The sequence below is a fragment of the Roseibium sp. HPY-6 genome, assembly GCF_040530035.1.
GTDB lineage: Bacteria > Pseudomonadota > Alphaproteobacteria > Rhizobiales > Stappiaceae > Roseibium.
On sequence record NZ_JBEWCD010000002.1, the window covers coordinates 843,096 to 857,449 of the forward strand.

Here is a 14,354-nt window from a genome sequence, read left to right on the forward strand (position 1 = left end):
TCATGTTCGAAGATTTCATCCTGATCCTCGATTCAACTGTACGCCTGTCCACGCCGCTTCTTTTGGCGTGCCTTGCCGGTCTTTACTCAGAGCGTTCTGGCGTTGTCGATATCGGCCTTGAAGGCAAGATGCTTGGCGCGGCCTTTGGCGCGGGCGCGGTGGCTTACATTACAGCCAATGCCTGGCTTGGACTGATGGCAGGAATTGCGGTGTCCGTATCGCTCGGGCTGCTGCATGGGTTTGCATCTATCTCAAACCGCGGCAATCAGATTGTCTCGGGCGTTGCCATCAACTTCCTTGCCGCCGGGCTGACAGCCTTGCTCGGCCAGACCTGGTTCCGCCAGGGTGGCCGCACACCCGCGCTACCGGAAGGCGGTCGGTTCACCGATATCGCCTGGCCGTTTGCCGAACAGATCCGCGACGTGCCGATCATTGGTCCGATCTATGCAGAGTTGCTTTCGAGCCACAACATTCTGGTTTATGCGGCCTTTCTCGCAGTGCCTCTGACATGGTGGGTCCTGTTCCGCACACGTTTCGGGTTGCGCCTTCGCGCGGTCGGGGAAAATCCGGCGGCCGTCGACACCGCCGGAATTTCGGTCACTTGGCTGCGATACCGTGCTGTCATTGCATGCGGAATCCTGTGCGGTTTTGCCGGTGCCTATCTTTCCATCGCCCAAGGTGCCGGATTCGGTGTCAACATGACAGCCGGCAAAGGCTTCATTGCGCTTGCAGCGCTCATCTTCGCCAAATGGCGGCCGGCCAGCGCGATGATGACGTGCTTGCTCTTCGGCTTCCTTGACGCGGTCGCAATCCGCATGCAGGGACAGGAAGTGCCCGGGATCGGTGAAATACCGGTGCAGTTCTTCCAGGCGCTGCCGTATATTCTGACGGTCATCCTTCTGGCCGGATTTATCGGCAAGGCGATCCCACCGAAAGCGGCCGGAATTCCGTATCTTAAGGAGCGTTCATGAGCGATCTAAACGCGCTCTTTGAAGCGGCCAAGGCGGTCCGCGAAAAGGCCTACGCACCCTATTCGAACTTCCTTGTCGGTGCGGCCTTCCGCACGCCCGATGGCACGATTTTTACCGGCTGCAACGTTGAAAACGCGTCGTATCCTGTGAGCGTGTGCGCGGAAGGGGGCGCTGTCAGTGCGATGATTGCCGCCGGATACCGGGAGATCGCGGAAGCGGTGGTTGTTGGCGATGCCGCGCTCTGCACACCGTGCGGCGTGTGCCGCCAGCGTTTCGCCGAATTCGGAACGGACAATCTGGTTGTTCATGTTGCCGACCTGAATGGCATCAAGCGCAGTTTCACGCTTGAGGAACTGCTGCCGGCCGCATTTGAACTTGAAGACAAAGCAAAAGACGAGAAGGACTGACCCTCGATGAGTGGTTATGGACGTGAATGCGCGGATATCGTCCGTGCAGCCCGTAAGGGTTCCTACAAGATCGGCATGATCCTGGGCTCTGGGCTTGGGGCTCTGGCCGAAGAGGTCGAGGATGCGGTTCGCATTCCTTATGGGCACCTGACGGAGTTTCCTGTGTCCACGGTGACCTCCCATTCCAGCGAGCTCGTCGCGGGCACGCTGTCCGGTGTTCCGGTGGTCATCCTGTCCGGACGAGCGCACTACTATGAGTCGGGCAATCCCTCGGTCATGCGAACACCTGTTGAAACACTGAAGGAGCTCGGCTGCGAAGTCCTTTTGGCCACCAACGCCGCCGGGTCTTTGCGCGAGGAAGTCGCGCCAGGTTCGCCGATGCTAATTTCTGATCATATCAACTGGTCCGGCAAGAACCCCCTGATCGGCGAAGAGGACGAGAAACGCTTTCTGGACCTGAGCGCGGCCTATGACGCAGAGCTGCAGGCAGCGATGAAGAAAGTCGCTGCCGAGACGGGCGATCCGATTGCCGACGGGGTCTACATGTGGTTCTCGGGCCCGTCTTTCGAAACACCGGCTGAAATCCGCGCTGCGAAGCTTCTGGGGGCCGACGCTGTCGGCATGTCGACGGTGCCTGAAGTGATCATCGCCCGCTTCCTGGGCCTGCGTGTGGCCGCCATGTCGATCATTACAAACTACGGCGCCGGCATGCAGACGCACGCTCTTTCGCACGACGAAACCAAGTCGGTCGCGCTGAAAGGCATGGAGCGCATGAAGCAGCTCGTGCGCGCATTCGTGAAGGAGGTCGGCTGATGAGCGACCGGATTGAAAACGCTAAGCGCGCCCTCGGGCTGGTCGATCTGACCAATCTCAACGATGACTGCACGGCGGAAGACATCACCAAGCTTACCGGCCGCACGGTGACGGATCATGGTTCGGTCGCTGCGGTCTGCGTCTGGCCGCGATTTGTGGCGCAGGCTGTCAAGGAACTGACCGGAACCGGCGTCAAGGTCGCAACCGTCGTCAACTTCCCGCAAGGCGGTGAAGACACCGGCGCCGTTGTCGCAGAAACGGAAAAAGCGATTGCGGACGGTGCTGACGAGATTGACCTCGTGATGGCTTACAAGGCGTTTGCTGACGGGCGAAAAGGCTTTGCCGAAGAACAGATCATAAGGGTCAAGGCTGCGATACCGGCACCTGCGATCCTGAAGGTCATCCTGGAGACGGGTGAAATCAGGGATCCGCTTCTGATCCACGCTGCGTCGAACATCGCAATCGGTGCGGGCGCTGATTTCATCAAGACCTCCACAGGCAAGGTGCCGGTCAACGCGACGCTCGAAGCCGCGGAAATCATGCTGACCGCGATCGAGGAAGCACGCCGGGACAATGCGGAGCGTGTTGTCGGGTTCAAGCCCGCCGGCGGGATCAAGACCAGCGAAGATGCGGAGTCCTACCTTGCGCTGGCCGACAGGATCATGGGGCACAATTGGGCGTCCTCATCGACATTCCGCTTCGGCGCGAGCGGCCTCCTGGATGCGCTGATCGCGACGATCGAGGGCAACGAAGCTGCGCCCGGCCAGGGCTATTGAACGGCACACAAAAGGATACAGATGATGCTGCCGCAGGAACTTATTCGGAAGAAGCGGGACGGTGGCGTCCTCAGCGCCGAAGAAATTGCGTTCTTCGTCAGGGGACTTGCCGACCACTCTGTGACCGAGGGGCAGGTGTCCGCGCTCGCTATGGCCGTGTTTTTCAAGGGCCTGACTGTCGATGAGCGCGTCGCGCTCACGCTCGCCATGCGCGACAGCGGCGATGTCATGAACTGGATGGAAGTCGAAGCGCCGATCCTCGACAAACATTCGACGGGCGGTGTTGGCGACAATGTCTCGCTGATGCTCGCACCGGCACTTGCCGCGTGCGGCGCTGCCGTGCCAATGATTTCCGGTCGCGGTCTCGGCCACACCGGCGGAACGCTCGACAAGTTCGACAGCATTCCGGGTTATCAGACCCAGCCGGACAATCTTCTGTTCAAGAAAGTCGTGCGCGATATCGGCTGCGCCGTGATCGGCCAGACCGGTAATCTTGCTCCCGCGGACAAGCGGTTTTACGCGATCCGGGACGTAACCGCGACGGTGGAAAGCATTGATCTGATCACCGCGTCCATTTTGTCCAAGAAACTGGCGGCCGGTCTTGAGGGCCTCGTCCTGGATGTCAAATGGGGAACGGGTGCATTCATGGCTTCGCTCGAGGAGGCGCGGGCACTAGCCGAGAGCCTCGTCCTGGTCGCCAACGGTTCCGGATTGAAGACGACCGCCCTCCTGACCGACATGAACGAGCCACTTGCATCCGCGGCGGGCAATGCCATCGAGATGCAAAATGCGGTCGACTTCCTGAAAGGAACGTCGGTCGACAACCGCCTTTGGGATGTAACGGTTGCCCAGGGCGGCGAATTGCTGGCGTCCGGCGGCATCGCGCCTTCCGCAGACGTGGGCGCTGAAATGATGCGCGAAGCGTTCGACAGCGGCAAGGCTGCCGAAAAGTTCGCGCAAATGGTGCACGCCCTCGGCGGTCCCGTCGATTTCCTGGAGAAGAGTGAGCTTTACCTGGCAAAAGCTCCGGTACAGGCTCCGATTTACGCCGAAACGGATGGAACGGTCACGGCCGTGGATGCGCGGGCGGTCGGTGTTGCGGTCGTTGCTCTTGGAGGTGGACGCAGAGCAGCGGCGGACGTCATCGACCCCTCCGTCGGCCTGACCGATCTTGCCGGCATCGGCAACTCCGTGGACGCCGATGCGCCGCTTGCGATCGTGCATGCACGTTCTGAAGAAGAGGCTGAGCAGGCAGCAATTGCCGTTCGAAACGCCTATACGATCGGTTCACCAGTCGACGTTGCCGACAACCCCAGCGTTGTCGACCGTATCGCGCTCTGAGCCAAAACCAACCGGACCTCACGGTCCTGTGGGGCACCGGTCCATTCGACCGGCAAAAACATAGATTTGAGGAGACACCCATGCCAAGAGCAATCCTGTGCGTGCTCGACAGTTTCGGTATCGGAGGCGCTGCGGATGCAGAGGCGTTCGGCGATGCCGGGTCCGATACGCTCGGCCATATTGCCGAGCATTGCGCACAGGGTAAAGGCGACCGGGACGGCTTGCGGAGCGGGCTGCTTCAGGTGCCAAACATGGATCGCCTGGGTTTGGGAGCTGCGGGCCGTCTTTCCACCGGCAAGACGATCCCCGGGCTTGATTTTGCCGGCGACCCGCAAGGCCTGTGGGGCTATGCGGTGGAAGTTTCCAACGGCAAGGATACACCTTCAGGCCACTGGGAAATTGCCGGTGTTCCGGTTCGCTTCGACTGGGGCTATTTCCCTTCGGAGATCCCCGCTTTTCCGGCAGAGCTTATCAGCAAGATCAGTGAAGCCGCAGGCCTGGACGGTGTCCTTGGAAACAAACATGCCTCTGGCACCGAGATCATCGCAGAACTTGGTGAGGCCCATGTTGAAACGGGAAAACCGATTTTCTACACATCCGCGGATTCCGTGATCCAGATCGCAGCCCACGAAGAGCACTTCGGCCTGGAACGGCTGCTGAAGCTTTGCGAAACTACAAGGGAGTTTGCCGACCCATACAACATCGGCCGTGTGATCGCGCGCCCGTTTCTGGGTGAGACTTCGCAGACATTCGAGCGAACCGCCAATCGCCGCGACTACTCGGTCCTGCCGCCGGAGCCGACCTTGCTGGACCGTCTGAGTTCGGACGGGCGCACTGTGATAGGTGTTGGCAAGATATCAGACATTTTTGCGCACCAGGGAGTTGCGAAAGTGCTGAAGGGAGCAGGCAACGACCAGCTGTTCGACAAGACGCTAGAAGCGATGGAGATGGCCGGTGACGGCGACATGGTATTTTCGAACTTCATCGATTTCGACTCGCTCTACGGTCACCGCAGGGATGTGCCGGGCTACGCGGCAGCGCTTGAGCATTTCGACCGGCGGCTTCCTGAAATGATCGACAGGATGCGGCCCGGAGACCTGTTGATCCTGACCGCTGACCACGGCTGCGATCCCACCTGGAAGGGTACGGACCACACGCGCGAGAATGTTCCGGTCATTGCAACAGGACCCGGATTGTCGGGAAGGGGGGTTGGCGGACGTAAAACCTATGCAGATATCGGTGAGAGTGTTGCGGAGCATCTCGGTATCGCGCAAGGTCCCCATGGTGCGAGTTTTCTTTAACGTGGCAACGGGTGTTCGTCCCTTCACTAAACAGTTTGGCAGGTCCCGCCTGAAATGAATCAGAACGTGAATGTCCCAAAGGCGGAACTGCATTGCCATATTGAAGGCGCAGCTCCAACAAACCTGGTCAAACGTCTTGCCGGCCGACATGGTGTCGACGTCTCCGAGGTCATCGACTCAAAGGGCAAATATGTCTGGTCGGATTTCACCAGCTTCCTGAAGGCTTATGATGTTGCAAGTTCCGTCTTCAAGGTTCCGGCGGACTACGCGCTTCTTGCAGAGACCTACTTCCGGATGATGGCGGCCGAAGGCGCCATCTACGGCGAGATCACGATATCCCCGGACCATGCGCAGGCCGCCGGTCTGTCCTACCGGTCCTATGTCGAGGGTCTGGCAGCCGGAATTGAAAGGGCAAAGACCGAAACGGCGATTGAAGGCCGGATGATCGCTATCGGTATCCGTCATTTCGGATCGGCTTCGGTGGAGCGGGTCGTCAAGGAAGTGGTTGCCAATCCGCATCCCCTGGTTACCGGCTTCGGCCTTGCCGGCGATGAAAGATCAGGACATCCCGCCAATTTTTCCAGGGCATTCCGCATCGCTGCTGACGCGGGTCTTGGAACCACCGCGCACGCCGGAGAGTTCGGCGGACCTGATAGCGTTATTGCGGCAATGGAATTCCTGCGTGTCAAGCGCATTGGCCATGGTGTTCGCGCGATCGAAGACCGTGATCTCGTCGCGCGCCTTGTCGATGAGGAAATCGTGCTGGAAGTTTGCCCGGGGTCGAATGTCGCTCTCGGTGTCTACTCCCACCTCCGTTTTCACCCGGTCAATATCCTGCGCAAGGAAGGGGTCAAGATCACGCTGAACTCGGACGATCCTCCCTATTTCGGCACAACGCTCGGCAAGGAATACACTTCTGTCGCCGATACGTTCGGCTGGTCCTTTGAAGACCAGATGGCGGTTACAAGAACGGCCATAGAGGCCGCATTTTGCGACACGGCCACCAAGAAGCGGCTTTTGGTAAGACTGGACAGCGCGAACCGCCAGGACGGCGACAGCTGACGGAGGTGTTTCGGGATGGAACCCCTGAATTCGAAACTGGCACTGTTCAAGCCGCAGGAAATCCGGCGCAGGTCTGACGATCTCCTCCGGCAAGCGATCGGCAGCGGTCTCAAGCATGTCCAGGTGGACATGTCGAAACTCGGCGATACGCTTCTGACGGTCCTGGAAACGACCAAGGAAAATTATCCTGATTTTCATATCCCGCCTTATGGCGTCTGGCGCGACTTTGAAGCCGGTGGCATTGACCGGTGGGCGGCACTTGTCAATGCACGGGCGTACGAAAACGCCGGGGAAATGCTGACCGCTGCTGCGGATCTCGCTTTCCTCAGCGCTTACATGAAAACCATGCATCCGCTTGACTGGGTCTATGAAGACCAGATGACCGAAACCAGGGTCTCGGGCAAAAAGGCATCGGCGCTGGCTGCGTTTCACATGTTTGCGTCCGGCTCCTTTTCCAGCGAAATGACGGACCCCTACCGTGTCGACGCGGAAACCCTGATCCGGATGGAAAAGGATGAACTCGCCTCCGGTCTGCAATGGGATCTGCAGGATGATGCGGACCTCCTGGAAGCCATGCAGCAGCATCTCAAGCGTCTGGGTGAAGCGCTGGCGTTGCGCTCGGACATGTTTTCAGAAGGGTATTTCACGCGCCCCGGCCTGCTCATGGTCCAAATGGCGCGGGAAGACGAGAACGCGGTCAGTGCGGAAAAACTGCTCGACAAACTGTTGGAAGCGCTCGCACCGGTATGGCAGGGAGGTGCTGCGTTAGAAGACATCACGCTCGGCGACAGTTTCCTGCATTCGTCATTGCAGGATGGCGAACCTGCTTCCGTCTTTCCGTTCCACATGGCAGCGCAAGAAATGGTCTATTCCCTGGTCGAACCGTTTGCATGGGCCGGACTTGAGGTCAGTGATCTCGATCTCCTGACCGCCCCGGCCGATGATGCGCACGCCGCCTTGTTTGTGCAGACCGGCGTTCTGAAGATCAAGGACGGGCCCGAGGCGCCGACGGAAGCCGGTGTGCGCGACCGGATGATCGAAATTCGTGCGATCACCAGTGCGCTTACAGACAAGCTTGCAGAGCTGTTGCGCCGGGAACTGGAAGTTCCGGCCGAACAACTGCCCCTGACCTGCATCCTGGAGGGCGGCACCAGCCGGGCAGGAAACCGGATTTTGGAAAAATCAGGCAATGAGACCGCCAAACTCGGGCGCTATCTCAATCCGGTGGCTGTTTTTTGGTTGCCGTTCGGGGCGTAGGTCCTGAAGCTTTAAAGTTCGTGCCATGACCCCGGCCAAAGGGGAAACGCTGCCCAAGACAACGGGTTTCCGTCGAACTGCTGTGTGACGCAGCAACCGCTTCCAATGCAGCAAGATGTGTCGGTCAGCAGCTGCCCTCCGCAAGATCTGCTTTGACCCAGATCTGCTTGCTCTTCAGTAAGCGTTCCCAACGTCATGAAAACTCGCAGGCGCTTTCGGTTTCCTGGGTATTTCTTCTTTGAGAAGAAGCGCGTTTGAATTTCGGCGCTTGTGGAGTGTCCCACATCACAGGGTAACGGGCCCGTTATCGCTCAGATTGACCTCAAGGGCGGCGAATTGTCTGCCGCATAGAACACCGACGAGGAAATTCTGATGCGACCCGTGTTGATCGGCTTCACTGAAAACTGCGCACTCAAGTGGCAAAGCGTGGCCTGCCGGCAATTCATCTTGCGGGTCATGGCCATCTTGTTGCTGCTTTTCTGTCTGGTTTTTGCAGCCTTCATGGCCTGGAAAATGATCTTCTACATCGCGTGGCAATTCGGCGCGCAAGTCCGGGATTCCTTTCCGCTGGTCTATGAAACTTCCATGTTCCTAAAGATGGCGGCAGCGCACCCGAAACTGCCGTTCTTTGCGCATGGTATTGCAGGAACCGTCGCTATGGTCAGCGGCGCTGTTCAGTTTCTGATGATCCTGCGCGGGGTCAAGTCGCGCTGGCACGCAGTACTCGGCAAGACTTACGCGGTTTCCGCTATCATCGCATCGACGACGGCCATCCCGCTGGCCTGGAGCCTTCACCACGACATGCTTCTGACCAGCATTGCCTATTCGGCGGGCGCCGCCGGCTGGTGCCTGGCAACTTTTGTTGCTGTACAGACGATCATATCCGGTGACCTGGAACGGCACATTGCCTGGTGCATTCGCAGCTATTCCTTTCTGGCGATGGTCGTGACCGCACGCCTTTTACTGGCGTCTGGCGCGATTGCAGGATCGGGTGACTGGGGTTTCGATCTTATAAAGCTCCAGTACGCCGTCACGATTGTCGCGACGTTCTTCCTAAACTGGGGGCTTGGCGAGTGGATCGTGGCCAGGGTGATGGATCGAAGAAGAAAAATGTCTGCACAGAGCGCCGGTTCTTCGACAATTGCAAGGCCCGTTACGAATACGGCATACGCCGTCCAAGCCAGCCGCCAATCGCGGCAGCCAAACCTCACAATCGGCGGGAGAAGGCGTGTTTTGGAGGTTGGTGCCTAGACACTCTGCCCAGCAATACGCCTCTTTGGCGTCGTTGAATTCCTTGCCTCACTTCACTTTAGTGATTGCCAGCTGCTGTAGGTTCCCGCGCACCTGAAGGCATTTCATGCTTTCCGGAGGGCTTCGGCTTTTCACAGCTAGAGCGCCGAGTCCTTTTTGCCGCTTTTTGTGTTTTCTTTCCTCGTGCTACCAAGGTAAGAACACTTAATGAGGGGTAGCCGTCCAACCGCGATCCGATACCCGCCCAAGTCACCCAAACGGGGCCACTGCTGGCCGCCGCTTGCGGCGGCCAAAAGGAAAAAGAAAAGTCAGAAAGCCATTTGACATCAATTGCTTGAATAACAAATGGCTGCTGCAAATGTTACGAAAGGTCTGCTTCTATGTCCGGAGCCAATGTCATCAGTCATCCGCTGGTTCAGCACAAGCTGACCATCATGCGCGACAAAGGAACATCCACACAGGGTTTCCGCCGGCTGCTGCGCGAAATCTCGACGTTGCTCTGTTATGAGGTGACACGTGATCTGCCGATCGTCCGCCAGACGATCGAAACGCCGCTGGCCGAAATGCAAGCGCCGATGCTTGCGGGCAAGAAACTTGTCTTTGCCTCGGTTCTACGCGCTGGTAACGGACTTCTGGAAGGCATGCTGGAACTTGTGCCGTCCGCACGTGTCGCTCACATCGGTCTTTATCGCGACCCTGAAACGCTTCACCCGGTCGAGTACTACTTCAAAGCGCCGGAAGACCTCAATGAGCGGCTCGTAATCGTGGTTGACCCGATGCTCGCGACCGCAAATTCCGCAATCGCTGCCGTCCAGAAACTCAAGGAACGCGGCGCGAACAACCTGCGTTTTCTCTGCTTGCTGGCAGCCCCTGAAGGCGTGGCGAAGTTCAATGAAATGCATCCTGATGTCCCGATTTACACCGCTGCAATCGACGAGAAGCTGAATGAAAAGGGATACATTGTTCCCGGTCTCGGCGATGCGGGCGACAGGATGTACGGCACCAAGTAGGCAGTTCCGGCCTCATGATCACGGTCTTCGGTTCCATCAATCTTGATCTTGTCGTCGTCGTTCGACGATTGCCGGCGGCCGGAGAAACCGTCAGCGGGCCCGATCACCAGACCTTTCCGGGCGGCAAGGGGGCAAACCAGGCACTTGCCGCCAAAAGGGCGGGCGCGTCTGTCACCATGGTCGGTGCGGTTGGACAGGATGCCTTTGGAGCACTGGCGGTCGCGAACATGCAACATGCGGGCGTCGATCTTGCCGGCGTTCGCAAGTTGCCAGGCGCAACGGGGCTCGCCCTTATTGGAATAGACGCAGCCGGCGAAAACCAGATCATCGTTGCCAGTGGTGCGAACGCCCGCGTTGAGGCTGAATGGGTCGAGCCGATCCTGGCAGCCGGAGGCACCCTTTTGCTTCAGGGCGAGGTTCCGTTGGCGCAGATGCAGCTGGCGGTCGCCAGGGCCAAAGAGGTGGGCGCGAAGGTCATCTGGAACCCAGCACCGGTGCCGGAGGACGATTTTCTATCCTGTCTCGATGCGATTGATACGCTCATTGTCAATGAAAGTGAGGCGGCGGAGATAGCCGGGCGTGCCGGTGTTTCAGCTGATCCCGACACGTTCATCGCGAATTTTGCAACGTCGTCACGATCCGTCGTTGTCACGCTAGGATCAAAAGGCGTTCTCGCCGGTCGGGGTGGGGACAGATTTCGCTGTGAGGCACCCAGTATCAACGCGGTTGACACGACCGGGGCAGGGGACGCGTTTTGCGGTGCTTTGGCGGCATCCCTGGACAAGGGAAAACCGTTTGAGCGTGCTTTGAAAGAAGGCGTCGCTGCAGGTACGTTGGCGTGTATGGCGACCGGAGCGCAGTCAAGCGCACCTGGAAAGGACGATATCGCTCGCCTTGCAGATCAAATCGTCTGAATTGGCTTTACAGCCCGCTAAGGAAACTGTGTTACCCCGGTCAGGCCTGTTGAAATGCCCGGAAAGCACCATGTTGCGGTATGTCATCATTCTGCTGGTTCTGATCGGCCTGGCACCTATCGTGCCGAGCCTTGTCGAAGCACGCCTGAATTCAATGGACCGGCAGGACCATGCTGAGGCCGACGAGGAAGTAACTTCGGGACCCAGAAAGCACAGGATTTCCGTCGATCGCCGGGGACACTATGTGGCCGATGCCTATGTGAATGGGCGCGCGCTCGATATGCTTGTTGACACGGGGGCAACCGTGACCGCACTTCCGAAATCGGTCGCCCGGGATATCGGCATTTTTCTGTCTCCGTCGGACTTCAAGCACCCCATCGGCACGGCAAACGGAACTGTTTACGGCGCAAGAGCGGTTATCGACAAGCTCCGCATTGGCGCGATCCGCTTCAGAAACGTTGACGCGATTGTTCTGGGAGACGAAAGCCTCGGCGTTCCGCTTCTCGGCATGTCGGCGCTCAGCCAGTTGAAGCGGTTTGACATATCGAGCGGCACGCTTGTACTTGTTCAATGATCTTCAGCGCAGTTCCCGGTTTCGCGTCCAGTCATCTCTTTCGCACACCAAGAGGATTTGATGTTTCCAAAACCACACCCGAGCTTGCCGCCCAACACGCTTGAATATGAATCCCTGCCGATGGTGAAACCAACCGGGTTCCGGGAATATGACGCGCGCTGGCTCTTCGAGGAAGAGATCAACCTGATGGGCATGCAGGCGCTCGGAATGGGTGTCGGCACGCTCATGCATGAGCGTGGTATACGGCCAGACATTGCCGTCGGGCATGACTTCCGCGGCTATTCCGCCTCTATCAAAATGGCGGTCGTGAATGGCTTGCTGGCATCGGGTGTCAATGTACACGACATCGGATTGGCACTGTCACCGATGGCCTATTTCGCGCAATTCGCGCTGGATGTACCAGCGGTGGCAATGATCACCGCGTCGCATAACGACAATGGCTGGACCGGTGTGAAGATGGGTATCGACCGGCCGATGACCTTCGGACCCGATGAAATGGGTCGCCTGAAGGAAATTGTTCTGGAGGCGGCTTTCGACCTGAGAGGCGGTGGCAGCTACCGGTTTGTCGACGGCTTCCCGGATGTGTACATCAAGGATCTCACGGACCGGCCGAAACTGAAACGCCCGATTAAGGTGGTGGCTGCTTGCGGCAACGGCACGGCAGGCGCATTTGCCCCGAAAATTTTGGAAGCGCTGGGCGCAGACGTCATACCGCTCGACGCCGAACTCGATCACACGTTTCCGCGCTACAACCCGAACCCGGAAGACATGAAGATGCTTCATGCGCTGCGGGACCAGGTTCTGGAAAGCGGCGCCGAAGTCGGACTGGGCTTCGACGGTGACGGTGATCGTTGTGGCGTTGTCGATAATGAGGGCGAAGAGATATTTGCCGACAAGGTCGGCGTCATGCTCGCACGCGACATCTCGGCTCTCCATCCGGGCAGCCAGTTTGTTGTTGATGTGAAGTCGACCGGTCTTTTCAACACCGACCCGGTTCTGAAGGCCAATGGCGCAAGGACTGACTACTTCAAAACGGGCCATTCCTACATAAAGCGTCGTGTCAACGAGCTTGAGGCAATTGTCGGGTTTGAAAAGTCAGGCCACTATTTCTTCAACGCACCGATCGGGCGGGGGTACGACGACGGTCTGGTCTCGGCGATCGCCATTCTCGATATGCTTGACCGAAACCCCGGAAAGACCATGGCGGACCTTCGGCGGGACCTTCCCAAGACCTGGGGGTCTCCGACTATGTCGCCAAAATGCGCCGACGAAATCAAGTACGATGTCGTCGAACGGGTCGTCTCGAAGTTCCGGCAGATGAAAGACGGCGGCGAACCGATTGCCGGCCGGGCAATCACGGACCTGATCACTGTCAACGGCGTTCGGGTCGTAACTGATGATGGTACCTGGGGGCTCGTCAGGGCCTCTTCGAACAAGCCGGAACTGGTTGTCGTTGTCGAAAGCCCTGCTTCTGAAGAGAGACTGCACGAGATGTTCAAGGCGGTCGATGGCGTGTTGCGCGAAAACCCGGAAGTCGGGGAATACAATCAGACGATTTGAGGTGGTAATTTTGCCGGATAAGGGACTGATGGCCCATCGTCGCGCACGAACCAGCGGGAATGAACATGATCAGTGAATTCGGCACACTTCCGGATGGAACACCCGTTCGGGAAGTCACCTTGAAGAAAGGCACGCTGGAAGCGTCCATCCTGACCTACGGCGCGATCATCCGCGATCTGAAAGTCGATGGCCAATCCGTCGTCCTCGGGTTTGAAGACCTTCAGAGTTATCTCGACCACTCGCCCTATTTCGGTGTGATCGCCGGGCGCTGCGCCAATCGGATCGCGCACGGGAAGATGATCGTTGATGGACAAAGCTATCAACTCGATCGCAACAACGGCGTGCATCATCTTCACGGTGGTGTCGCCGGCTTTTCCCACCGGAACTGGGAGCTGGAACAAAGCGACAAGGCGAGTGCGCTGTTGAAGATTGTGTCCGAAGACACCGACATGGGCTATCCAGGGCGCGTCGAGGCTCTCGTTCGCTACACGTTGACCGGAGCTGGCGCGCTCCGGGTCAAGATCACGGCGACAACGGACCATGTGACCCCGGTGAACCTGACACAGCACAGTTATTTCAATCTGAATGGCGGCAAGGACATTCTCGATCACAATCTGGAAATAGCCGCCGAAACATACCTGCCGGTCGATGAGACGCTTATTCCGACAGGTGAAGTTCGCCGGGTTGAGTGGACACCGTTTGATTTTCGCGATGGCAGAAAAGTGCGGTCGAAGCCTGGCGAGGTCGCGGTCCACTACGATCATAATTTCTGCCTGTCTGACGCCCCGAGACAAACCGCCGAGTTCGCTGCCGCACTGGAGGATCCTGCTGGTGAGCGGCGCATGGAGGTGTGGACGACGGAACCCGGACTGCAGCTCTATGATGCCGCGCGGTTGGACATACCGGTACCAGGCCTGTCGGGACGCACGTATGGTGCCCACGCGGGGTTGTGCCTGGAGGCACAGCGCTGGCCGGACAGCATCAATCAGAAAGAATTTACTCCTGTTCTGCTACAACCGACACAAACATATAGCCACGTTACGGAATTCCGTTTTTCCTGATTTGGGCTACAGTAGTACCTCTCAAGGTGGAGATGCACGAACCATGAAGGCAAAGG

At 58.3% G+C, this 14,354-nt stretch carries 14 protein-coding genes; all 14 read left to right on the forward strand.

Annotated elements, in window-relative coordinates:
• The first annotated feature begins 2 nt into the window (after nt 1-2).
• The gene (locus tag ABVF61_RS15265) at nt 3-971 is read left to right on the forward strand and encodes an ABC transporter permease (RefSeq protein WP_353994397.1); all 969 of its coding nucleotides are present in this window, start codon (nt 3-5) and stop codon (nt 969-971) included.
• On the forward strand, nt 968-1,378 hold the full coding sequence (locus tag ABVF61_RS15270) for a cytidine deaminase (RefSeq protein WP_353994398.1): 411 nt from the start codon (nt 968-970) through the stop codon (nt 1,376-1,378). The genes ABVF61_RS15265 and ABVF61_RS15270 overlap by 4 nt, the downstream gene beginning before the upstream one ends.
• A 6-nt stretch (nt 1,379-1,384) precedes the next feature.
• Nucleotides 1,385-2,191, forward strand: coding sequence for a purine-nucleoside phosphorylase (locus tag ABVF61_RS15275; protein ID WP_353994399.1), 807 nt, complete (start codon nt 1,385-1,387; stop codon nt 2,189-2,191).
• A complete protein-coding gene (deoC, locus tag ABVF61_RS15280) occupies nt 2,191-2,967 on the forward strand; it encodes a deoxyribose-phosphate aldolase (RefSeq protein WP_353994400.1) in 777 nt (258 codons plus the stop codon). Before ABVF61_RS15275 ends, deoC begins: the two co-directional genes overlap by 1 nt.
• A 24-nt stretch (nt 2,968-2,991) precedes the next feature.
• Entirely contained in the window at nt 2,992-4,308 is a 1,317-nt protein-coding gene (gene deoA / locus ABVF61_RS15285; RefSeq protein ID WP_353994401.1) for a thymidine phosphorylase, read from the forward strand.
• 80 nt (nt 4,309-4,388) lie between these two features.
• Nucleotides 4,389-5,609, forward strand: a complete 1,221-nt coding sequence (locus ABVF61_RS15290; RefSeq protein ID WP_353994402.1) for a phosphopentomutase — start codon at nt 4,389-4,391, stop codon at nt 5,607-5,609.
• A 54-nt stretch (nt 5,610-5,663) separates the two neighbouring features.
• The gene (locus ABVF61_RS15295; RefSeq protein WP_353994403.1) at nt 5,664-6,671 is read left to right on the forward strand and encodes an adenosine deaminase; all 1,008 of its coding nucleotides are present in this window, start codon (nt 5,664-5,666) and stop codon (nt 6,669-6,671) included.
• Nucleotides 6,672-6,686: 15 nt separating this feature from the next.
• Complete coding sequence (locus ABVF61_RS15300; protein WP_353994404.1) at nt 6,687-7,928, forward strand: DUF1688 family protein; 1,242 nt, start codon at nt 6,687-6,689, stop codon at nt 7,926-7,928.
• Between the two features lie 372 nt (nt 7,929-8,300).
• On the forward strand, nt 8,301-9,179 hold the full coding sequence (locus ABVF61_RS15305; RefSeq protein ID WP_353994405.1) for a DUF2306 domain-containing protein: 879 nt from the start codon (nt 8,301-8,303) through the stop codon (nt 9,177-9,179).
• 380 nt (nt 9,180-9,559) lie between these two features.
• Nucleotides 9,560-10,189, forward strand: a complete 630-nt coding sequence (gene upp / locus ABVF61_RS15310; RefSeq protein ID WP_353994406.1) for a uracil phosphoribosyltransferase — start codon at nt 9,560-9,562, stop codon at nt 10,187-10,189.
• Nucleotides 10,190-10,203: 14 nt separating this feature from the next.
• Nucleotides 10,204-11,103, forward strand: a complete 900-nt coding sequence (locus ABVF61_RS15315) for a ribokinase (RefSeq protein ID WP_353994407.1) — start codon at nt 10,204-10,206, stop codon at nt 11,101-11,103.
• 70 nt (nt 11,104-11,173) lie between these two features.
• Complete coding sequence (locus ABVF61_RS15320; RefSeq protein ID WP_353994408.1) at nt 11,174-11,677, forward strand: retropepsin-like aspartic protease family protein; 504 nt, start codon at nt 11,174-11,176, stop codon at nt 11,675-11,677.
• 60 nt (nt 11,678-11,737) lie between these two features.
• Nucleotides 11,738-13,237, forward strand: coding sequence for a phosphomannomutase/phosphoglucomutase (locus tag ABVF61_RS15325; RefSeq protein ID WP_353994409.1), 1,500 nt, complete (start codon nt 11,738-11,740; stop codon nt 13,235-13,237).
• 65 nt (nt 13,238-13,302) lie between these two features.
• Entirely contained in the window at nt 13,303-14,298 is a 996-nt protein-coding gene (locus tag ABVF61_RS15330) for an aldose epimerase family protein (protein WP_353994410.1), read from the forward strand.
• The last annotated feature ends 56 nt before the right edge of the window (nt 14,299-14,354 follow it).